Genomic DNA, 18,765 nt, shown 5'->3' with positions numbered 1-18,765 from the left:
CGCTGCATAATTCCCCCGTCCGCGCCGCAGCTCAAATTGGTTGGGCCAATCGGGGCGGCATGCATTCCGCGGGGAGACGCGACGATGGCGGCGATGACGGCACGGGGCCGGACCGAAGTGGTGATGCGCAAGATCGAGACGGCACTGCTCGACGGCACGTGGCCGGCCGGCGCGCGGCTGCCGGCCGAGCGCGTGCTCGCGCAGCAGTACGGCGTCGCGCGCAATACGGTGCGCGAGGCGACCCAGCGGCTCGTCGCGCGCGGGCTGCTGCAGAGCCGGCGCGGCGCGGGCGTCTACGTGACCGACCAGTTGCGCGCCGGCATCGCGTCGCCGTGGGGCCAACTGGTCGCCGATCATCCGGCGCTGCGCGACGACATCCTCGAATTCCGCCGCGTGCTGGAAGGCGCGACTGCCTATTTCGCCGCGCTGCGCGCCGATGCGAACGACCGGCGCCGGATTCGCGCGCTGCTGCGCGAGCTCGAAACCGCGCACGCGAACGACGATGCGGCCGTCGAAGCCGCGACCGATGCGAAGCTGCACGAGGCGATCGCGCTCGCGTCGCACAACACGATGTTCCTGCACCTGCATACGAGCGTGATCGGAATGTTGCGCGAGCACATTTCGATCAACGTGGCCGGGATGACGACGGAGGACGAGCAGGCATCCGAGTTGCTGTTGTTGCAGCACCGGGTGGTGTGCGACGCGATTTGCGCGCACCGCCCCGAAGAGGCGCGCACCGCGATGCAGACGCATATCGACTACGTGCGCAGCCATTTCGAGCGCAGCGGCGATGCGTCATGAGATTGGTCGGACCAGCGGCTGCGATGGCCTGCGGGGCCGGCCCAATTGACCGGTTCGTCGGGCGCCCACTAGAATCGATCGCAACCCCTTGTCAGCCGCGCGCCGCGGCGATGACGTGCCCATTGATCCGACTGTCGAGGAAGCTTTCGTGCTCACGTCCCTGATCCGGCGCGCACCGGCCACGCCGTCGTGGCGCGCCGCATGCCGCCAGGCCCGCGCGCTGATCGTCTGCGCGCTGCTGCCGCTCGCCGCGTGCGCGACGCATCCGCCCGCCACCTCGCTCGATCGCCCCGTCTCGCACGCGTTGTCGGCCGATACCGCGACACCGTTGCACGCTGCGCTGGCCGCGCCGGAAGCCGCGCATCCGGGGCAGTCCGGCTTCCGGCTGCTGGCCGACGGCGCCACCGCGTTGCAGATGCGCATCGCGCTCGCGCGGGCGGCGACGAAGACGCTCGACATGCAGTACTACATCGCGACCGAGGATACGACCGGCAAGCTGCTGCTCGGCGCGGCGCTGTACGCGGCCGATCGCGGCGTGCGCGTGCGGATGCTGGTCGACGACCTGAACTTCGACGATATCGACCGCGTGATGGCTGCGCTCAATACGCACCAGAACATCGAGATCCGCGTGTTCAACCCGTTCGGCGCATCGCAGCGCGGCGTGGTCGAGCGCACGGCCAACTTCTTCACGCGGATCGACAGCTTCACGCGCCGGATGCACAACAAGGCGATGATCGCGGACAACCAGCTCGCGATCGTCGGCGGCCGCAATCTCGGCGACGAATACTTCAGTGCGAGCCCGACGCTCCAGTTCCGCGATCTCGACGTGCTGGCGGCCGGCCCCGTGACCCACGACATCTCGAAGAGCTTCGACGAATACTGGGCGAGCGCGAGCAGCTATCCGTTGCGGGTGCTCAATCATCAGAAGTTCGATCCGAAGGATCTCGACGCGATGCGCGACGAGTTGCGCGACCACTGGCGCAAGAATGCCGATCCGTACAACGCGAAGCCGCTGAACGCGACGCCGCTCGCACGGCAGATCGCACGCGACGAACTCGAACTCGTGTGGGCGCCGGCCGAATTCAAGGTCGATGCGCCGACCAAGGTCGCGCGGCCGACCGGCACCTACGTGAGCCCGCCGATGCAGCGCCTGGCGGAGCTGACGCGCGGCGCGCAGAAGGAATTCCTCGCGTTTTCGCCGTACTTCGTGCCGCACGACGCCGGCGTGAAGATCCTCGGCGATACGGCCGCGCGCGGCGTGCGCGTCGCGATCGTCACGAATTCGCTCGCGGCGACCGATGCGGTCGCGGTGCAGGCCGGCTATGCGCCGTACCGCGTGCCGCTGCTGCAGCGCGGCGTCGAGCTGTACGAATTCAAGTCGCAGCCCGACCAGCAGCCCGCGCGGCTGTTCGGGTCGCGCTCGCGTGCGAGCCTGCATGCGAAGGCGTACGTGATCGACCGGCAAATCCTCGTGATCGGCTCGCTGAACCTCGACCCGCGTTCCGCGTACCTGAACACCGAGCTCGCGCTCGTGATCCACAGCCCGGTGCTCGCGCAGCAGGCCGAGGCGATCTTCGCGCGCGTGACGCAGCCGGACGAAAGCTACCGCGTCACGCTCGCGAAGCGGACCGACGGCAGCCCGCCCGCGCTCGAATGGACGGGCACCGACGGCGGTCAAACCACCACCTATCACGTCGACCCGCATGCCGGGCTGCTGCGCAACGTGATGACGGGCATCTTCACGCTGTTGCCGGTCGACGACCAGTTGTAAGGGCGGGAACGGCTCCGGCAAAACCCGCGATACCGGTGCGCGGGGAAAGATGATATGGTTGTGCGCGCAACGATATGGGTATCGTGAAGCGCGCCGGCGGATCGCACAATGCGGGCCGGAACGGTGCGCCGCACCTGCGCGATACGCGGCGCACGCATCGCTTGCGGCGCCGGCAGACGAGGACGATGCGCGGCGCCGCTCGCCGTGGCCGCGCGCCGCCCGCAACCGGAGTTCCCCATGCAACGTGTACCGAATCAGCCGTTCACGCGCCCCGCGCGCTTCTCCGAAGCCGAATGGCAGGCGCGTGTGCAGCTCGCGGCCGCCTACCGAATCTTCGATCACCTCGGCTGGACCGAGCTGATCTACAACCATATCTCGCTGCGCGTGCCGGGCGAGGACGGTCATTTCCTGATCAACCCGTTCGGGCTTCATTACCGCGAGGTGTGCGCGTCGAACCTCGTGAAGATCGACATCGACGGCAACGTGATCGGCCATTCCGACTGGCCGATCAATCCGGCCGGTTTCACGTTCCACAGCGCGATCCATGCGGCGCTGCCCGATGCGCATTGCGTGATGCACGTGCACACGACGCCGACGATGGCCGTGTGCTGTTCGCGCGACGGGCTGTCGTTCTCGAATTTCTATTCGGCGCAGCTGTACGGGAAGATCGCGTATCACGACTTCGAGGGCATCACCGTGCATCTCGAGGAAGGCCGGCGCATCGTCGACAGCGCGGGCGGGCGGCCCGTGCTGCTGCTGCGCAACCACGGGCCCGTGACGATCGGCGCGACGCTCGCGCAGACGTTTTCGCTGATGTGGCTGCTCAACCGTGCGTGCGAGGTGCAGGTCGCGACGCAGGCGATCGGCGATGCGCTGCCGATTGCGCCGCCCGTGCTCGAAGGGTGCGTGCGCGATTCGCTGAATTTCGACCCGAAGCATGGCGCGGGACAGGACGCGTTCGACGCGCTGCAGCGGATCGTCGACCGGATCGATCCCGGCTATCGTGCATGAGGCGCGGCGCATGCAAAAAAAAACGCGGCCGGGTGGCCGCGTGAATACTCGCAGACTCCTTCGGACGAAGGAAACAAGCAACTGTGGAACGAAGTGTAGCGAAAGGCCGCGCATGGATTCAGCCGTCAGGCTGCAAAGGTCTGTTCCAGCGTGACGCAGACTGGCGCGAGCGGCGTCGCGCAGGATCGTCGGCCGTGCGCGGTGCGCCGACAGGTGGTGCGGCGATTCGCAGCATGGCCGTTCGGCGGACTGTCGGCGCGGCGGCGATCGACTACCATCATGCGTAGCGCCCCCGTTCCGGCGGCGTACCACGTCGTACAAGGAGAATCCATGCTCAAGCTGCGTTTACTCCAGGTCGCGTTATTCGCGAGTGTGCTGGCCGCCGGCAGCGCCGCTGCCGAGACGGTGCGCCTGTCCGCCAACCTGCAGCCGTCGAGCGAAGTGCCGCCGACGGCAACCAAGGGCTCGGGCGCCGTCGCCGCCACCTACGACACGGCCACCCGCCTGCTGCAGTGGACGGTCACGTACGAACACCTCACGGGGCCGGCCACGGCCGCGCATTTCCACGGGCCCGCGCCGGTCGGCCAGAACGCCGGCGTGCAGGTGCCGATCCCGAAGGACGAGCTGGCGAGCCCCATCAAAGGTTCGAAGGCGCTCACCGACGAGCAGGTCATCGACCTGATGGGCGGCAGGTGGTACTTCAACCTTCATACGAAGGAACACCCGTCGGGCGAGATCCGCGGGCAGATGATGCCGGCGAACTGAGCGCCGGCGTTTGGCGTAGAGGCACCTGTCGAGCGACGCGGGAGCGTTCGCACGTACCATCGTCACATTGCGATGACGGAGTGCGTCCGATGAGTTGGCAAAGCAAGTTCGCCTGCTGGCTGCTGCGCTGGCAGTTTCGTCCGGAAACGACGCGCGAGGTGCTCGACCCCGCGCGTGCCCGGCGCTTTACCGACCTGCGGATGATCGTGCCGCGCCGGGCGCCGTCGGGCTACCGGCTGCGCCAGTGTTACGGCCCGGGCGACGCGCCGCTGCGCGGCGAATGGCTCGAGCGCACCGACTCGAGCGCGGCGCGCGGGCCAGGCCGCACGCTGCTGTATTTCCATGGCGGCGGCTACTACTTCTGTTCGACGAAAACCCACCGCCCGCTGGTGTTCGGGCTGACGAAGCGCGCGGGCGTGCGTTCTTTCTCGCTCGACTACCGGCTCGCGCCCGAAAACCGCTTCCCGGCCGCGCTCGACGATGCGCTCGCCGCGTACCGGCAACTGCTGGTGCTCGGCACGCGGCCCGAGTCGATCGTGTTCGGCGGCGATTCCGCGGGCGGCGGCCTCGCGCTCGCGACGCTCGTCGCGCTGCGCGATCGCGGCGAGCCGCTGCCGGCCGGCGCGATCCTGTTCTCGCCGTGGACGGACCTGGCCGGCACCGGCGACACGATGCGCAGCAACGACGGCCGCGACCCGATGTTCGCGGCCGCCGCGCTGCCGAAGGCCGCGAAGCTGTATCTCGGCGACGCGCCGGCGACGCATCCGTACGCGTCGCCGCTCCATGCGGACTTCGCGGGCTTGCCGCCGCTATACATCCAGGTCGGCAGCACCGAAGTGCTGCTCGACGATTCGCGCCGCGTCGCCGACAAGGCGAAGGCGGCCGGCGTTCAGGTGGAAATCGAGGTGTGGCCCGACATGCCGCACGTGTGGCAACTGTACGCGCCGATGGTGCCGGAAGCGCGCGATGCGCTCGACCGCGCGGCCGCGTTCGTGCGCCGCGTCGCGGTCGCGCGCGCGGTTCAGCGTGCGGGCGAGGCGTCGATCGTCTGATAGGCGGCCTTGACGGCCACCGAACCGTACTTGCGTTCGAGCCGGCGCACGGTGAAGTGGCCGTGCGCCATCTGCTGGAAGTGGTCGATGAACAGCGTGTTGACGGTCGCGCCGAGCACGGCGCCGATCGCCGGGATCGACTTCGCGGCCATCTGCTCGGTCACCTGCACCGAGAAGCGCGACGCCACCGTCTGCACGAGCTTGAACACGGCCGCCGAGCTGTGCGCGGCGATGCCTTTGGCCGTGATGTCCGACGACGCCTTCGAGATCGCCTGCGCGAGCGCGCCGCGCAGCACGAAATAGCCGAGATCGGCGTCCTCCTCCTGCTTGTCCGGGTTGCCGCCCATGCCGAGCACGGCCAGGCATTGCAGTTGCGTATCGACCGACGTCAGGTCCTCGCCTTCGCTGCGTGCGATGTCGCATACCGAGCGGAAGATCAGCGTGGTCGTCACCGGCAGCTCGACCGGCAGCGCGAGAAAGCCGAACGCGCCGCCCGCCGCGCCGGTCGTCGCGACCGCGAGCTTGTGCAGCAGGTTGCTCGGCTTCTCGGGTTCGGCGTCCGGCGCCTGCGGCTTGCCGAGCGTGCGCAGCGCGATGTTCAGGCACTTGCGCAGCGCGAGCTGCGTCGCATCGTTGATCTTGCCGGTCGCGAAGTCCGGCAGCCGCGCGATCATTTTCTCGACCGGCGCGCCGAGCACGCCCGTCAGCTTCATCGTCAGCGACGGGCTTTCCAGCACCTGCTTCGCGCGCCGCAGCGCGTCCCGATCCTCCGGCGACAGCACCGCGGCGGGGGTGATTGAAATCGGTTCCATCTTTCTCCTTGGCGTGAACGGGCGCTGAACCCGTCGCCGGCCTAGATTACTCCGGCATGCTAGAATTTTGAGATTCTTTGACTCGGCAAAAGTTGCACCGACAAAAAATGGCCGTCCATACTGCCGCCCACCATTCGAGCGGGCAAGTGCTGCCGTTCCGCGAATCGCTGCTCGCGATGATCGGAATCTCGTTCGTCACCATGCTGGTCGCGCTGGACCAGACGGTTGTCGGCACCGCGCTGCCGACCATCGTCGCCGAACTTCGCGGCTTCGACCTGTACGCGTGGGTCGCGACCTCGTATCTGCTCAGTTCCGTGATCACCGTGCCGATCTTCGGCCGCCTCGGCGACTATTACGGCCGCAAGCCGTTCGTGATCGTGTCGATCGTCGTGTTCACCGGCGCGTCGGTGCTGTGCGGGATGGCCAACGACATGCTGACCCTCGTGCTCGCGCGCGGGCTGCAGGGCATCGGCGGCGGGATGCTGGTCGGCACCGCGTTCGCGTGCATTCCGGACCTGTTCCCCGATTCCGTCGTGCGGCTGCGCTGGCAGGTGCTGATGAGTTCCGCGTTCGGCATCGCGAACGCGGTCGGCCCGTCGCTCGGCGGCTTCCTGACCCAGTCGTTCGGCTGGCGCTCGGTGTTCTACGTGAATCTGCCGATCGGCATCCTGTCGCTGTTCTTCGTGTGGCGCTACCTGCCGCACATGCGGCACGTCGAGCACGATCGCAAGATGCGGCTCGACTGGCCGGGCGCGCTGTTGATCGCGCTGTCGCTCGGCGCGCTGCAACTGTTCGTCGAATGGCTGCCGAAGTACGGCGTGACGAGCTGGGCGTCGCTGCTGCTCGTCGTCGCGGTCGCGGCCGGCGTCGGCCTGTGGCACTGGGAGAAGCGCTGCGCGCAGCCGATTCTGCCGTTCGACATGTTCGGCAACCGCGCGCTGTCCGCGCTGTTCGTGCTCGCGATCCTCGCCGGTTTCTCGATGTTCTCGCTGCTGTTCTACGCGCCGCTGCTGTTCCAGGGCGGCTTCGGGATGTCGCCGAAGGAGGCGGGGCTCGTGATCACGCCGCTCGTCGTGTTCATCACGATCGGCAGCATCATGAACGGTCGCGTCATCACGCGCATTCGCAACCCGAACACGATGCTGCACGTCGGCTTCGTGCTGTTCGCGCTCGCGTGCGCGGGCATCGTCGTGTCCACCCACGCGACGCCGGCCTGGATGCTGATGGCGCTGATGGTCGCGGGCGGCATCGGGCTCGGCTTCGTGCTGCCGAACCTGACCGTGTTCGCACAGCAGACGGCCGGCCGCGAGCATCTCGGCATCGCGACGGCGCTCTTGCAATCGTTGCGGATGGTCGGCGGGATGCTGGGCACCGCGCTCACCGGCACGCTCGTCAATCAGATGTATTCGGGCGGCGTGCGCAATGCGCTGTCGGCCGACCAGGCGATGCAGTGGCACGCGCGGCTCGCCGATCCGCAGATCCTGATCGATCGCGCGGCGCAGGGCGGTCTCGTCGCGGAGTTGACGCGTGCCGGGCATAATGGCGCGCTGCTGCTGGAAGCGGCCCGCGAATCGCTGGTCGGCGCGATTCACCTGGGCGTCGCGATGGCGGCGGTCGTCGCCGTGGTGTCGGTGTGGCAGTGCCGTCGCGTGCCGCCGATCGCGCTGCGGCGCAAGATCGAACCGCACGTCGCGGCCGATTGACCGATCGGGCGAGCGATTCGACGACTCAACGATTCACCGGAACGAAATCAGCGCATGGAAGAACAGGACCGCGTCGCGATCTTGCAGCAATTCGGACGCACGTATCGCGCATTCATGACCGCGTTCGAGGCGCACGTCGGGCAGCCGATGCCGCGCTGGCGCATCATGGTCGCGCTGCACACGATGGACGGGCATGCGTCGCAGAAGAAGCTCGTCGAGGTGCTGCGCATCGATCCGGGCGCGCTCACGCGCCAGTTGAAGTCGCTCGACGCGCTCGGCTGGATCGAGCGCGAATCGGACGCGCGCGACAATCGCGTGACCAACGTCACGCTGACGGACGCGGGCCGCGCGGCGTTCGACGCATGCCTGCCGCGGCGCAAGGCGTTTCTCGAACAGACGATGGCGCAGTTGCCGGACGACGTGCTGAATGCGCTGTCGGGTGCGCTCGCGATGCTGGAGTCGCGGATCGCGGACGTCGGCTCGACGCCGGTCGAGCATTGATATGCGGGGGCGGGCGGCATGTCGGCGCCGCCGGCCGCCGCTTCGTTTCATTCCATCCGAGTGCGGGCTTACAGCTCGATGCGCGTGCCGAGCAACGCGAGGAACTGCGCGAGCCACGCCGGATGCGCGGGCCACGCGGGCGCGGTGACGAACGGCGCGTCGGTGACGGCCGCGTCGACCGGGATGTCCGCGTATTCGCCGCCCGCGAGCTTCACCTCCGGCGCGCAGGCCGGGTACGCCGAAATGCGCTTGCCGCGGATCACGTCGGCGGCCGCGAGCAGTTGCGCCGCGTGGCAGATCGCCGCGATCGGCTTGCCGGCTTCGGCGAACGCGCGCACGAGCGAAATCACCTTCGGATCGAGTCGCAGGTATTCGGGCGCACGGCCGCCCGCGATCGCGAGCGCGTCGTAGCGCGCCGCATCGACGTCGTCGAACGCCGCGTTCAGCGTGAAGTTGTGGCCGGGCTTCTCGGTGTAGGTCTGGTCGCCTTCGAAATCGTGGATCGCAGTCTTGATCTTGTCGCCCGCGCGCTTGCCCGGGCAGACTGCATCGACGTGGTGGCCGACGGCCTGCAGCGCCTGGAACGGCACCATCGTTTCGTAGTCTTCGGCGAAATCGCCGGTCAGGAACAGGATCTTCTTCGCGGCCATGGCTTTCTCCAGTGAAGCAGCGTTGAAGGCCCGGTCGCGCCGTGCATGACGGCCGCGACGGGCCCCGAGGACGAAAGCGCAGTGTACTCCGGCCGATTGAAGCGCGCGTGACGGCCGCCGCGCGCGAGCGGCGGAGCGGCATCGCGCGCGGCGTGCGTCAGAAGAAGGTTTCGACGACTTCCGTCACGCGGAACTGCGGATCGAGCACGAGCACCTGGCGCCACTTGTCGAACGTCAGGCACGGGTGCGAGATGTCGAACGCGACCATGTCGCCGACCTTCACGTCCGCGCCCGGCGGGATCTGCAGGTACGCGTGCTGGTCCATCATCCCGGTGACGGCCCAGCCTTCGGCGGCGGCGACGTCGCGCGGCGCGGTGTCGCGGCCCGGCCGGAAGTGGCGCGCCGGTTCGGGCAGGCCCGCGTCGAACGCCGCATCGCGCTTGCCGAGCGCGACGATCGCGCGGTCGGCTTCCGGCACCGACTGCACGTACGCCCACAGCTGCAGCGCCGGCAGCAGCCCTTCGCCCATCGAGCGGGCGATCGGGTTGCGCGCGAACACGTCGGTCTGCGCTTTCTTGTAGATGCCGACGTCGTGCGTCAGGTAGCAGCCCGGACGCAGCACGACTTCCGCGAAGCCCGCGTCGGATGCCTTCCTGAATTCTTCCGCGACCACGTCGTACCACGCCGAACCGGCGCCGGACAGGATCGCCGGCGTGCGCGCGAAGCGGCCGGCTTCGGCCAGCTCGCGCGTGAGCGCGACCGCCTGCTGCAGGAACGCGCGGATCTCGCCTTCCTCTTTCAGCACGCCTTCATAGAGCTCGATGCCGGCCAGCTTCAGCGTGTCCGGATAGCGCGCGATCGCGGCCAGCACGGCCTCGCGCTGCGCGGCGTCGCGCACGCCGGCGCGGCCGCCCGGCACGCCAAGCTCGATCAGCACGTTCAGCGATTTCTTCGCGTCGCCGAAGAAGCGGCCGAGCTGGTCGACGCTGTCCGCGGAATCGACCAGACAGAAGAACTCGAAATCGGGATCGGACAGCAGCCCCGCGATGATCGTCATGTTCTGGCGGCCGACCAGCTGGTTCGCGAGCAGCACGCGCCGCACGCCGCCGTGATACGCGGCCTGCGTCTGGTGCGCGGTCGCGAGCGTGATGCCCCACGCGCCGGCGTCGAGCTGGCGGCGGAACAGTTGCGGCGCCATCGTCGTCTTGCCGTGCGGCGCGAACTTGACGCCGTATTGCTGCACGAACGCCTGCATCCAGTTCAGGTTGTGCTCGACGCGATCCTCGTAAAGCACGGCGGCCGGCAGGCTGACGTCTTCCGCGAGCAGGTTCCATTCGAGCCGGCCGGCGTCGCCGAGCGGCACGCTCGCGCTCGGCACATTGCCCAGGCCCTTGCCGAACGGATCGATCGTCGCTTCCTGATAGTTTGTAACTTTCATGTCATCCCGCTCCATCATTACTATGCATTGCACTGAAGTTGACATGCAGATGGTACAGAAAGTAGCATCGGCGCGGTGATGTTATTTAATAACATCAAGTTCCGCACCCTTTCCGTCGATGAACGCGCCCGCTTCCCCGTCCGCTCCGCTTGCCGCCGAGTCCCATCCCGCGCTGGCCGCCCCGCCGGTCCTCGACATCGTCGCGCGGATCGCCGAGTGCGCGCCCGAGTTGCGCGAAGCCGAGCGCAAGGTTGCCGCGTTCATCCTCGCCGATCTGGCGCGCGCCGCGCATGCGAGCATCGGCGCGCTCGCGCGGGATGCGGAGGTCAGCGTCGCGACGGTCACGCGCTTTGCGAAGGCCGTCGGCTGCCGCGACGTGCGCGAACTGAAGGTGCTCGTCGCGCAGGCGGCGGCCGTCGGCCAGCGCTTCCTGGTGCCGTCCGACGACGCGCCGGCCGACGACGCGAGCCCCGCGTCGATGGTCTACGACGAGATTCGCGTGGCGCTCGCGCACAACCACCAGCTGCTGCGCAACACGTCGTTCGATGCGGCGGCCGACCTGCTCGCCGGCGCGAAGATGACCTACGTGTACGGGCAGGGCGGCGGCTCGACCGCGCTGGCCGACGAGCTGCGCTTCCGGCTCGTGCGTTTCGGCCGGCCGGTCGCGAGCTACCAGGACAGCCTGCTGCAGCGGATGGTGGCCGCGACGCTGTCGAGCGACACCGTCGTCGTCGCGTTGTCGGTGAGCGGGCGCGTGCCCGAGCTGCTCGAAAGCTGCCGGCTCGCGAAGCGCTACGGCGCGAAGCTGATCGCGATCACCGCGCCGGCGTCGCCGCTCGCGAAGCTCGCCGATCACCTGATTCCCGTCGTCGCGTTCGAAACCGATTTCATCTACAAGCCGTCGACCTCGCGCTACGCGATGATGATGGCGATCGACGTGCTCGTCACCGGCGTCGCATTGCGGCTCGGCGATGCGGGCCGGGAATCGCTGCGCCGCATCAAATACGCGCTCGATGCGCACCGCGGCGGCGGCGACCGTCAACCGGTAGGAGACTGACCATGCATTCGCATCCCGAAGCGGCCGATACGCTGATCGTCGGCGCGCAACTGTACGACGGCACCGGCGCGCCGCCCGTCACGCGCGACGTCGCGATCCGCAACGGCCTGATCGCGGCGATCGGCAACCTGTCGAACTGGCTCGCCGAAAACGTCGTCGACGCGAACGGCCGTGCGCTCGCGCCGGGTTTCGTCGACGTGCACACGCACGACGACACGCACGTGATCCGCGCGCCGGAGATGATCCCGAAGATCTCGCAGGGCGTGACGACCGTGATCGTCGGCAACTGCGGGATCAGCGCATCGCCGGTGACGCTTGCCGGCGATCCGCCCGACCCGATGAACCTGCTCGGCGAGCGCGGTGCGTTCCGGTACCCGACCTTCGCCGCTTACGTCGCGGCCGTGAACGACGCGCGTCCGGCCGTGAACGTCGCGGCGCTCGTCGGCCATACGGCGCTGCGCAACAACCAGATGGACCGCCTCGACCGCGCGGCGACCGACGGCGAGATCGCCGGCATGCGCGCGCAGCTCGAGGAGGCGCTCGCGAACGGCGCGCTCGGCCTGTCGTCGGGCCTCGCGTACGGCTCCGCGTTCGCGGCGCCGGCCGAAGAAGTGATGGCGCTCGCCGAGCCGCTCGCCCAGGCCGGCGCGCTGTACACGACGCACATGCGCACCGAGTTCGACGCGATCCTCGACGCGATGGACGAGGCCTATCGTGTCGGCCGCCACGCGCAGGTGCCGGTCGTGATCTCGCACCTGAAGTGCGCGGGCCCGTCGAACTGGGGGCGCAGCACCGAGGTGCTCGCATCGCTCGAAGGCGCGCGCCGCTACCAGCCGGTCGGCTGCGACTGCTATCCGTACAGCCGCAGTTCGTCGACGCTCGACCTGAAGCAGGTGACGGGCGACATCGACATCACGATCACGTGGTCGGAGCCGCACCCGGAAGTCGCGGGCAAGCTGCTGAAGGCGATCGCGGCCGACTGGGGCGTGACCGAGCAGGAAGCCGCGCAGCGCATTCGCCCGGCGGGCGCCGTGTACCACAACATGTCCGAGGACGACGTGCGCCGGATCCTGTCGCATCCGGCGACGATGGTCGGCTCCGACGGCCTGCCGAACGATCCGCTGCCGCATCCGCGGCTGTGGGGCGCGTTTCCGCGCGTGCTCGGCCATTACGTACGCGAGACCAACTTGCTGCCGCTCGAGGAGGCGATCCGCAAGATGACGTCGCTGTCCGCGCGCCGCTACGGGATCGCGAAGCGCGGCGAAGTGCATGTCGGCTACCACGCGGATCTCGTGCTGTTCGATCCGGCGAGCGTGATCGACGCGGCGACGTTCGAGAAGCCGCAACAGCCCGCGCACGGGATCGACGCGGTGTGGGTGAACGGCGTGCTGACCTACGAAAACGGCCAGCCGACCGGCGAGCGCGCCGGCGGTTTCGTCGCACGCGGCGAGCGTGTGCCGGCGAGTGCCGATGCGGCGTTCTGAACGCGGCGTGTGTTCCGATCTTCCGCGTGTGCCCAAGCCGGCGCGCGCATCCGTAACCGAAATGTGAGGAGTGAAACGATGAAGCGATATGGCGTGGGCGAAGCGAAGGGGACCGGCGGCCAGGTGATGCCGTTTGCACGCGCGGTCGAAGCCGACGGCTGGCTGTACGTGTCGGGCCAGACGCCGATGGTGAACGGCGAGGTCGTCGAAGGCGGGATCGTCACGCAGTCGAAGCAGACGATCGAGAACGTGATCGCGATCCTGAAGGAAGCCGGCTACGGCCTCGAGCACGTCGTGCGCTGCGGCGTGTGGCTCGACGACGCGCGCGATTTCGCGTCGTTCAACAAGGTGTTCGTGTCGTACTTCGGCGAGAACCCGCCGGCGCGGGCCTGCGTGCAGTCGAGCATGGTCATCGACTGCAAGGTCGAGGTCGACTGCATCGCTTACAAGCCGCCGGTGAAGTAACGCGGCGAGGGCGGAAGCTGTACAACAAGGCCGGTGCATGGACGTGCACCGGCCTTTTGCATTTGGCGAGATCGATGCGAGGGCGAGCGGGTGGGCGAGGGCGTTCAATACAACTCGGTTGAAGTAGGTATGGGCGGCACCGGAATTTTGCATTGTGTGACGAAGTTTTTCCGACGGGCCTCAACGTGACACGCCTGTCTGAGCGGGCTGCGACAGCAAGCCGCGGATGCATGGCGCGATTCGCCGGCTACAACCGCCTTTCAATCCAGAGGGCAAGGTGTTTTGATGGAAAACGTGCGACGGGATGAGATCGAGGTCTTCGTCAGAGCAGAGGTAGGGCTTGGCAAATCGACGCCGTTGTTCGCCGCCACGAGGCTTTGGGAGGATCTTGGCCAGACCGGCGACGAAGCCGACGATTTCATGGGTCGCTTTTTCGAGCGTTTTTCCGTGGATGCCGGCGACTTCGATTTTCACCGGTATTTCCTGATGGAGGGCGAAGGGGGCTTCTATTCGTTGTTCCGTCGATGGGTGCTCCGAAAACCGCACGCTCTCGAACGGGAACCGATCACGCTGGCGATGCTGTACCGCGCAGCGGTTGAACGGAAATGGGATGCGCGACAACTGACCGAGCTATCGTGAGGAGTCGAGTGAGCAGGTGCGCATGACTTCCGGAGGGCTGAGCGTAAGAGATAGGCGGGAAGGTCAGGGTGATATGCCGTAATCTAACCGGAGGGTATTGGATGTTGTCGATTGATTCCAGTGGGATGGTTGTGACTCCGCGCGTAGTGCGGGCCAGAAAAATCCAAATTGAGCGCGGTGCGATGCAGAGGATTAGTGGGATTGTCGTCCATCAAACAGGTGGTTCGACTGCGGCTTCTGCGCTCAGCAGCTATCGGAATGCGTCGGCCACTGGCGCGCATTTTCTGATTGAAAAAGATGGAACGATTTATCAGACGGCGTCTTTGAAGAAGCAGACTTGGCATGTTGGTCGAATCAAGGCGCGCTGCGTTGCCGAAATGCGTTGCACGCCCCTCGAACTGGAGCAACTTCGCCGTTTTGATCCGCGTGGGGAAGACCGGCGGGAGATGCGCAAGGCGGTCCCGGACCGTTACCCGTCCAATACGGACAGCATTGGCGTGGAATTGGTCGGTGAAGCTCTGCCACTGAATGAGCCCAACCCTGATCGACGAACCTACGTCGCGGCGCCGGCTGCTCAGAACGATTCGTTGCGATGGCTTATCCACGCCCTTTCGGTAACGCTACGTGTTCCGGTGACAGAGGTTTTCCGTCACCCGGTAGTATCGCGGAAGAACCGGACGGAGGCGGCGAGAGTGCAATGGTGATTCGGATCGCAGTTTTGATGTTGGCGCTCGCGCTCAGCTACAGCGCGGCTGCGGGCACGCTGCCCAATAGGGTATCGCCTGGCGGCGCGGTACCCGCCGTTGTGCCGGAGTCAGTCGAAATCGTCAGGAACGGTGCGTGGTCGGCTGACATCAGCGGGGACGAAACGGCGGATATGTGTCGCACGTTCGTGCTTCGGCGTGCGGATGTCAGCGCATTTTTCAAGCGTGCGGACCGCGTAACAGAACGGGCGTACAGCCATGACCTGGACGCCGCGCGTTGCTATGCCGAAGGCGAAGCGCGTCTGGCAGGTGGTGGCGCGGCGAAATGGAGGATAGACCAGGCAAGGCGAGGCTTCATTTCCCTGCCCGATGGTCGAACAATCTACCTGTATTGTCCGAAGTGCCGGGCCGACGTATTCGCACCGAATTAGAGAAGCGCGCCTTCCGCAAGCGGGCAGTGTTGGCGGACCGAAATGTCCGCCAGCTCACGCATTTACTGCCGCGCCGTTCGCGCGTTATCCGGCATCGGCTGGTTGTAATTCGTGCGGAACGGGTTGATATCGAGCCCGCCGCGGCGCGTGTAACGCGCATACACCGCCAACTTCACCGGTTTGCACGCATGCAGGATGTCGAGAAAGATCCGCTCGACGCACTGCTCGTGAAAGCCCGTGTGATTACGGAACGAGATAATGTAGCGCAGCAGCCCCGCATGGTCGATCTGCGGTCCGACGTAGTGGATCTGCACGCTGCCCCAGTCGGGCTGCCCCGTGACCGGGCAGTTCGAGCGCAGCAGGTCGGACACGAGCGTCTCCTCGACCGGCGCTTCGTTCTCGCCGTCGGCGGCCGACAGCAGCGACGGATCGGGTTCGTACACGTCGGTGTCGAGGTCGAGCCGGTCGAGCGACAGTCCGTCGAGCTCGTCCATCTCCAGCTTGCGGAAATCGTGCGCCGACACCAGCTGCACCGAGACGCTCGCGCCGCACGCAGCCGATACGTCGCGCTTGAGCATGTCGCGCACCGCGTCGACCGAGTCGAACTTCGACTGCGCGAACGAACCGAGATACAGCTTGAACGACTTCGATTCGACGATGTTCGGCGATTCGGCCGGCACGTAGAACGTCGCGATCGCGACTTGCGGCTTGCCGCGCGCGTTGAGCCACGACAGCTCGTACGCGTTCCAGATGTCGGTGCCGAAGAACGGCAGCGCCGACGTGATGCCGAGCTGCTCGCGCGCGCCGGCGCGCGGGATCGGGAACAGCAGCGACGCGTCGTACTGCGCCGCGTAGACGGTGGCCTTGCCGAGCGGGGAATGTTCGGGATTCATCGTGTGACGCCTTTACGACAGGAAGAGGCGGTAAGCCGGGTTGGCACTCTCTTCGACATACGGATAGCCGAGCGCCGCGAGGAAGCGTTCGAATTCGGCACGATCGGCCTGCGGCACCTGCAGCCCGACGAGGATCGAGCTGTAGTCCGCGCCCTGGTTGCGGTAGTGGAACAGGCTGATGTTCCAGTCCGGCGCCATCGACGACAGGAACTTCATCAGCGCGCCCGGCCGTTCCGGGAATTCGAAGCGGAACAGGCGCTCGTCGAGCGCGAGCGGCGAGCGGCCGCCGACCATGTAGCGGATGTGTTCCTTCGACAGCTCGTCGTGCGTCAGGTCGACGCTCTTGAAGCCGTGCGACTCGAAGTTCGCGGCGATCTCCGCCGATTCGCCGCGGCGCTTGATCTGCACGCCGACGAAGATGTGCGCGGATTGCGCATCGGCGATCCGGTAGTTGAACTCGGTGACGTTGCGATCGCCGACGAGCGAGCAGAAGCGCTTGAAGCTGCCGCGTTCCTCGGGGATCGTGACCGCGAACACCGCTTCGCGCGCCTCGCCGACCTCCGCGCGCTCGGCGACGAAGCGCATCCGGTCGAAATTCATGTTCGCGCCGGACGTGACCGCGACGAGCGTCTGGTTTTCGATGCCTTCGCGTTCCGCGTACAGCTTCGCCCCCGCGACCGCGAGCGCGCCGGACGGCTCGAGCACGCTGCGCGTGTCCTGGAACACGTCCTTGATCGCCGCGCATAGCGCGTCGGTGTTGACCGTCACGACGCCGTCGAGGAATTCGCGGCACAGCCGGAAGGTTTCCTCGCCGACGAGCTTCACCGCGGTGCCGTCCGCGAACAGGCCGACTTCGCTCAGCTCGATGCGCTCGCCCGCGTCCAGCGACTGCGCCATCGCGCACGAATCCTCGGCCTGCACGCCGATCACCTTGATCTCCGGGCGCACCGCCTTCACGTACGCGGCGACGCCGGACGCGAGCCCGCCGCCGCCGATCGGCACGAAGATCGCGTGGATCGGACCCTGGTGCTGACGCAGGATCTCCATCGCGATCGTGCCCTGGCCGGCGATCACGTACGGATCGTCGAACGGGTGGACGAACGTGAGGTCGCGCTCCTGCTGGACCTTGACCGCGTGCGCGTACGCATCGCTGTACGATTCGCCCGCCTGGATCACCTCGACGCTCGGGCCGCCGTGCGCGCGCACCGCGTCGACCTTCACCTGCGGCGTCGTGACCGGCACGACGATCACGGCCTTGACGCCCATCCGGGCCGCCGAGAACGCGACGCCCTGCGCGTGGTTGCCGGCCGACGCCGTAATCACGCCGCGCGCGAGCGCGTCCGTCGGAATGTGCGCCATCTTGTTGTACGCGCCGCGCAGCTTGAACGAGAACACCGGCTGGTTGTCCTCGCGCTTCAGGTAAACGGCGTTGCGCAGCCGGGCCGACAGGTTGCGGGCCGGTTCGAGTTCCGTCTCGATCGCGACGTCGTAGACGCGCGCGGTGAGGATTTTCTTCAGGTAATCGTGGGATGCCATGGGCGCTCGCGTGCAGTGCGGATGCAGACGGTAAAGGGTCAATGATAGCGCCAAGGGTCCGCCCGCACGCAAGCGGCATGCCGGGCGGGCGGCTGCGGGCGGCCGTGTGTGCGTGCAGGCAGCGGATGCGCGCCGCCGGGCGCAGCATTTTGCCGGCGCTCTTTACCGTTTAACCGCATGGTTACCGACCGGACGGACGGCGAATGGTCGGACGAAACCGCGCCGAAGCCCGCCCGGCGCGGCTCGCGGCGATAGCCCCACGACCTGTCCGGCGTGTCACGGGCTGCCCGATCATGGGTTAGAATTCCGTTTTGAATCAAGGATTCGGAAGATGCAGAGGCACCCACGGATCGCACCGTTGAAGCCGACGCCGCGCGCAGCCAGCCCCGCGGCCGAACGGCATGCGCGCCGCGCGCGATCGTGCTGATGGTCCCGAGTGCCGCCAGGCCCTGTCGCCGGCCAGGAGGGGCGAGTCGCCCGCTCCGGCCCCATGAAGGACAGCCGCGCGCCTGGTAACAGAACAGATTTCCCCAAGATTGCGCCCACGCGCTTGCCGACGCCCGTGCACGGGATATCGGCCCTCCGAGTCGTCCGAACATGAACGCACCACAAGTTTTCGATCCGCATGGCGCGGCCGCCGCCGTCGCCGCCGACCCCGCGCCCCGCTTGCGCGAGATTCCCTACAACTACACGTCCTTCTCGGATCGCGAGATCGTGATCCGCCTGCTCGGCGAAGAGGCGTGGGCGGTGCTCGACGAACTGCGCGCCGAGCGCCGCACGGGCCGCTCGGCACGGATGCTGTATGAAGTGCTCGGCGACATCTGGGTCGTGCGCCGCAACCCGTATCTGCAGGACGACCTGCTCGACAACCCGAAACGCCGCGCGCTGCTGATCGAGGCGCTGAACCACCGCCTGACCGAGATCGGCAAGCGCCGCAGCGCGGATCTCACCGCGCACCGCGACGACGCCGGCCGGGAACGCGCGTCGCGCGTCGAGATGCTCGAAACCGCCGCGCAGCGCGCGGTCGACGAATTCGCCGACGAATTCGACAA

General features: G+C 67.3%; 19 protein-coding genes. 14 read left to right on the top strand and 5 right to left on the bottom strand.

All coding sequences use genetic code 11. From position 1 onward, the window contains the following. The first annotated feature begins 84 nt into the window (after positions 1-84). The 5 genes from J8I33_RS33135 (at position 85) to J8I33_RS33115 (ending at position 5,400) form a co-directional block, all read left to right on the top strand. Positions 85-801 (top strand): FadR/GntR family transcriptional regulator, encoded by a 717-nt coding sequence (locus tag J8I33_RS33135; RefSeq protein ID WP_050016675.1) that lies wholly within the window; start codon positions 85-87, stop codon positions 799-801. 148 nt (positions 802-949) lie between these two features. Continuing rightward, a complete protein-coding gene (locus tag J8I33_RS33130; RefSeq protein ID WP_124631939.1) occupies positions 950-2,572 on the top strand; it encodes a phospholipase D family protein in 1,623 nt (540 codons plus the stop codon). Positions 2,573-2,809: 237 nt separating this feature from the next. Continuing rightward, entirely contained in the window at positions 2,810-3,583 is a 774-nt protein-coding gene (locus tag J8I33_RS33125; RefSeq protein WP_124557574.1) for a class II aldolase/adducin family protein, read from the top strand. Between the two features lie 330 nt (positions 3,584-3,913). Beyond that, positions 3,914-4,348: a CHRD domain-containing protein gene (locus J8I33_RS33120; protein ID WP_209939901.1), complete on the top strand. Its 435-nt coding sequence runs from the start codon at positions 3,914-3,916 to the stop codon at positions 4,346-4,348. Positions 4,349-4,437: 89 nt separating this feature from the next. Continuing rightward, positions 4,438-5,400: an alpha/beta hydrolase gene (locus J8I33_RS33115; protein ID WP_209939900.1), complete on the top strand. Its 963-nt coding sequence runs from the start codon at positions 4,438-4,440 to the stop codon at positions 5,398-5,400. On the opposite strand, the gene J8I33_RS33110 is transcribed toward J8I33_RS33115, so the two are convergent. Next, positions 5,370-6,212, bottom strand: coding sequence for an EcsC family protein (locus J8I33_RS33110; protein ID WP_209939899.1), 843 nt, complete (start codon positions 6,210-6,212; stop codon positions 5,370-5,372). The two genes, J8I33_RS33115 and J8I33_RS33110, sit on opposite strands and share 31 nt — an antisense overlap. Positions 6,213-6,319: 107 nt before the next feature. Here J8I33_RS33110 and J8I33_RS33105 point away from each other — a divergent pair, with 107 nt between their 5' ends. Both J8I33_RS33105 and J8I33_RS33100 read left to right on the top strand, forming a co-directional pair. Next, positions 6,320-7,915 (top strand): MDR family MFS transporter, encoded by a 1,596-nt coding sequence (locus J8I33_RS33105; protein WP_209939898.1) that lies wholly within the window; start codon positions 6,320-6,322, stop codon positions 7,913-7,915. Positions 7,916-7,969: 54 nt separating this feature from the next. Then, positions 7,970-8,416, top strand: coding sequence for a MarR family transcriptional regulator (locus J8I33_RS33100; RefSeq protein WP_209939897.1), 447 nt, complete (start codon positions 7,970-7,972; stop codon positions 8,414-8,416). Between the two features lie 68 nt (positions 8,417-8,484). Here the strand turns inward: J8I33_RS33100 and J8I33_RS33095 are convergent, their stop codons facing one another. Together J8I33_RS33095 and J8I33_RS33090 are read right to left on the bottom strand one after the other, a co-directional pair. After that, positions 8,485-9,066: a DJ-1/PfpI family protein gene (locus J8I33_RS33095; protein ID WP_059580784.1), complete on the bottom strand. Its 582-nt coding sequence runs from the start codon at positions 9,064-9,066 to the stop codon at positions 8,485-8,487. Positions 9,067-9,223: 157 nt separating this feature from the next. After that, the gene (locus tag J8I33_RS33090; protein WP_124631942.1) at positions 9,224-10,504 is read right to left on the bottom strand and encodes an amino acid deaminase; all 1,281 of its coding nucleotides are present in this window, start codon (positions 10,502-10,504) and stop codon (positions 9,224-9,226) included. A gap of 118 nt (positions 10,505-10,622) precedes the next feature. Between J8I33_RS33090 and J8I33_RS33085 the strand changes: the two genes are divergently transcribed. The 6 genes from J8I33_RS33085 (at position 10,623) to J8I33_RS33060 (ending at position 15,284) form a co-directional block, all read left to right on the top strand. After that, positions 10,623-11,561, top strand: coding sequence for a MurR/RpiR family transcriptional regulator (locus tag J8I33_RS33085; RefSeq protein ID WP_209939895.1), 939 nt, complete (start codon positions 10,623-10,625; stop codon positions 11,559-11,561). 2 nt (positions 11,562-11,563) lie between these two features. Further along, positions 11,564-13,045 (top strand): D-aminoacylase, encoded by a 1,482-nt coding sequence (locus J8I33_RS33080; RefSeq protein ID WP_209939894.1) that lies wholly within the window; start codon positions 11,564-11,566, stop codon positions 13,043-13,045. 78 nt (positions 13,046-13,123) lie between these two features. Then, positions 13,124-13,510, top strand: coding sequence for a RidA family protein (locus J8I33_RS33075; RefSeq protein ID WP_050016655.1), 387 nt, complete (start codon positions 13,124-13,126; stop codon positions 13,508-13,510). A gap of 285 nt (positions 13,511-13,795) precedes the next feature. Beyond that, positions 13,796-14,149 carry a DUF1493 family protein gene (locus J8I33_RS33070; protein ID WP_209939889.1) on the top strand — a complete coding sequence of 118 codons (354 nt, stop codon included), beginning with the start codon at positions 13,796-13,798 and terminating at the stop codon, positions 14,147-14,149. A 101-nt stretch (positions 14,150-14,250) separates the two neighbouring features. Next, positions 14,251-14,853, top strand: a complete 603-nt coding sequence (locus tag J8I33_RS33065; RefSeq protein ID WP_209939884.1) for a peptidoglycan recognition family protein — start codon at positions 14,251-14,253, stop codon at positions 14,851-14,853. Beyond that, on the top strand, positions 14,847-15,284 hold the full coding sequence (locus tag J8I33_RS33060) for a hypothetical protein (RefSeq protein ID WP_124595574.1): 438 nt from the start codon (positions 14,847-14,849) through the stop codon (positions 15,282-15,284). Before J8I33_RS33065 ends, J8I33_RS33060 begins: the two co-directional genes overlap by 7 nt. Positions 15,285-15,346: 62 nt before the next feature. Here J8I33_RS33060 and queF read toward each other — a convergent pair whose 3' ends face one another. Together queF and ilvA are read right to left on the bottom strand one after the other, a co-directional pair. Further along, positions 15,347-16,177 (bottom strand): NADPH-dependent 7-cyano-7-deazaguanine reductase QueF, encoded by an 831-nt coding sequence (gene queF, locus J8I33_RS33055; protein WP_209939881.1) that lies wholly within the window; start codon positions 16,175-16,177, stop codon positions 15,347-15,349. A gap of 12 nt (positions 16,178-16,189) precedes the next feature. Further along, complete coding sequence (gene ilvA, locus J8I33_RS33050) at positions 16,190-17,713, bottom strand: threonine ammonia-lyase, biosynthetic (RefSeq protein WP_124453573.1); 1,524 nt, start codon at positions 17,711-17,713, stop codon at positions 16,190-16,192. A 597-nt stretch (positions 17,714-18,310) separates the two neighbouring features. On the opposite strand from ilvA, the gene J8I33_RS33045 reads away from it, so the two are divergent. Continuing rightward, a partial coding sequence (locus J8I33_RS33045) for a DUF3683 domain-containing protein (protein WP_176017102.1) occupies positions 18,311-18,765 on the top strand: 455 nt, incomplete at its 3' end.

Source organism: Burkholderia sp. AcTa6-5 (genome assembly GCF_017815075.1).
GTDB lineage: Bacteria > Pseudomonadota > Gammaproteobacteria > Burkholderiales > Burkholderiaceae > Burkholderia > Burkholderia sola.
Note: the sequence above shows the minus strand (reverse complement) of the source record. Positions and strands in the feature narration are given on the sequence as shown.

What these genes read in the sequence shown, in the direction of transcription:
- J8I33_RS33135 (WP_050016675.1), top strand. Translation starts at nt 85, where the DNA reads ATGGCGGCGATGACGGCACGGGGCCGGACCGAAGTGGTGATGCGCAAG.
- J8I33_RS33125 (WP_124557574.1), top strand. Translation starts at nt 2,810, where the DNA reads ATGCAACGTGTACCGAATCAGCCGTTCACGCGCCCCGCGCGCTTCTCC.
- J8I33_RS33120 (WP_209939901.1), top strand. Translation starts at nt 3,914, where the DNA reads ATGCTCAAGCTGCGTTTACTCCAGGTCGCGTTATTCGCGAGTGTGCTG.
- J8I33_RS33115 (WP_209939900.1), top strand. Translation starts at nt 4,438, where the DNA reads ATGAGTTGGCAAAGCAAGTTCGCCTGCTGGCTGCTGCGCTGGCAGTTT.
- J8I33_RS33110 (WP_209939899.1), bottom strand. Translation starts at nt 6,212, where the DNA reads ATGGAACCGATTTCAATCACCCCCGCCGCGGTGCTGTCGCCGGAGGAT.
- J8I33_RS33105 (WP_209939898.1), top strand. Translation starts at nt 6,320, where the DNA reads ATGGCCGTCCATACTGCCGCCCACCATTCGAGCGGGCAAGTGCTGCCG.
- J8I33_RS33100 (WP_209939897.1), top strand. Translation starts at nt 7,970, where the DNA reads ATGGAAGAACAGGACCGCGTCGCGATCTTGCAGCAATTCGGACGCACG.
- J8I33_RS33095 (WP_059580784.1), bottom strand. Translation starts at nt 9,066, where the DNA reads ATGGCCGCGAAGAAGATCCTGTTCCTGACCGGCGATTTCGCCGAAGAC.
- J8I33_RS33090 (WP_124631942.1), bottom strand. Translation starts at nt 10,504, where the DNA reads ATGAAAGTTACAAACTATCAGGAAGCGACGATCGATCCGTTCGGCAAG.
- J8I33_RS33085 (WP_209939895.1), top strand. Translation starts at nt 10,623, where the DNA reads ATGAACGCGCCCGCTTCCCCGTCCGCTCCGCTTGCCGCCGAGTCCCAT.
- J8I33_RS33080 (WP_209939894.1), top strand. Translation starts at nt 11,564, where the DNA reads ATGCATTCGCATCCCGAAGCGGCCGATACGCTGATCGTCGGCGCGCAA.
- J8I33_RS33075 (WP_050016655.1), top strand. Translation starts at nt 13,124, where the DNA reads ATGAAGCGATATGGCGTGGGCGAAGCGAAGGGGACCGGCGGCCAGGTG.
- J8I33_RS33070 (WP_209939889.1), top strand. Translation starts at nt 13,796, where the DNA reads ATGGAAAACGTGCGACGGGATGAGATCGAGGTCTTCGTCAGAGCAGAG.
- J8I33_RS33065 (WP_209939884.1), top strand. Translation starts at nt 14,251, where the DNA reads ATGTTGTCGATTGATTCCAGTGGGATGGTTGTGACTCCGCGCGTAGTG.
- J8I33_RS33060 (WP_124595574.1), top strand. Translation starts at nt 14,847, where the DNA reads ATGGTGATTCGGATCGCAGTTTTGATGTTGGCGCTCGCGCTCAGCTAC.
- queF (WP_209939881.1), bottom strand. Translation starts at nt 16,177, where the DNA reads ATGAATCCCGAACATTCCCCGCTCGGCAAGGCCACCGTCTACGCGGCG.
- ilvA (WP_124453573.1), bottom strand. Translation starts at nt 17,713, where the DNA reads ATGGCATCCCACGATTACCTGAAGAAAATCCTCACCGCGCGCGTCTAC.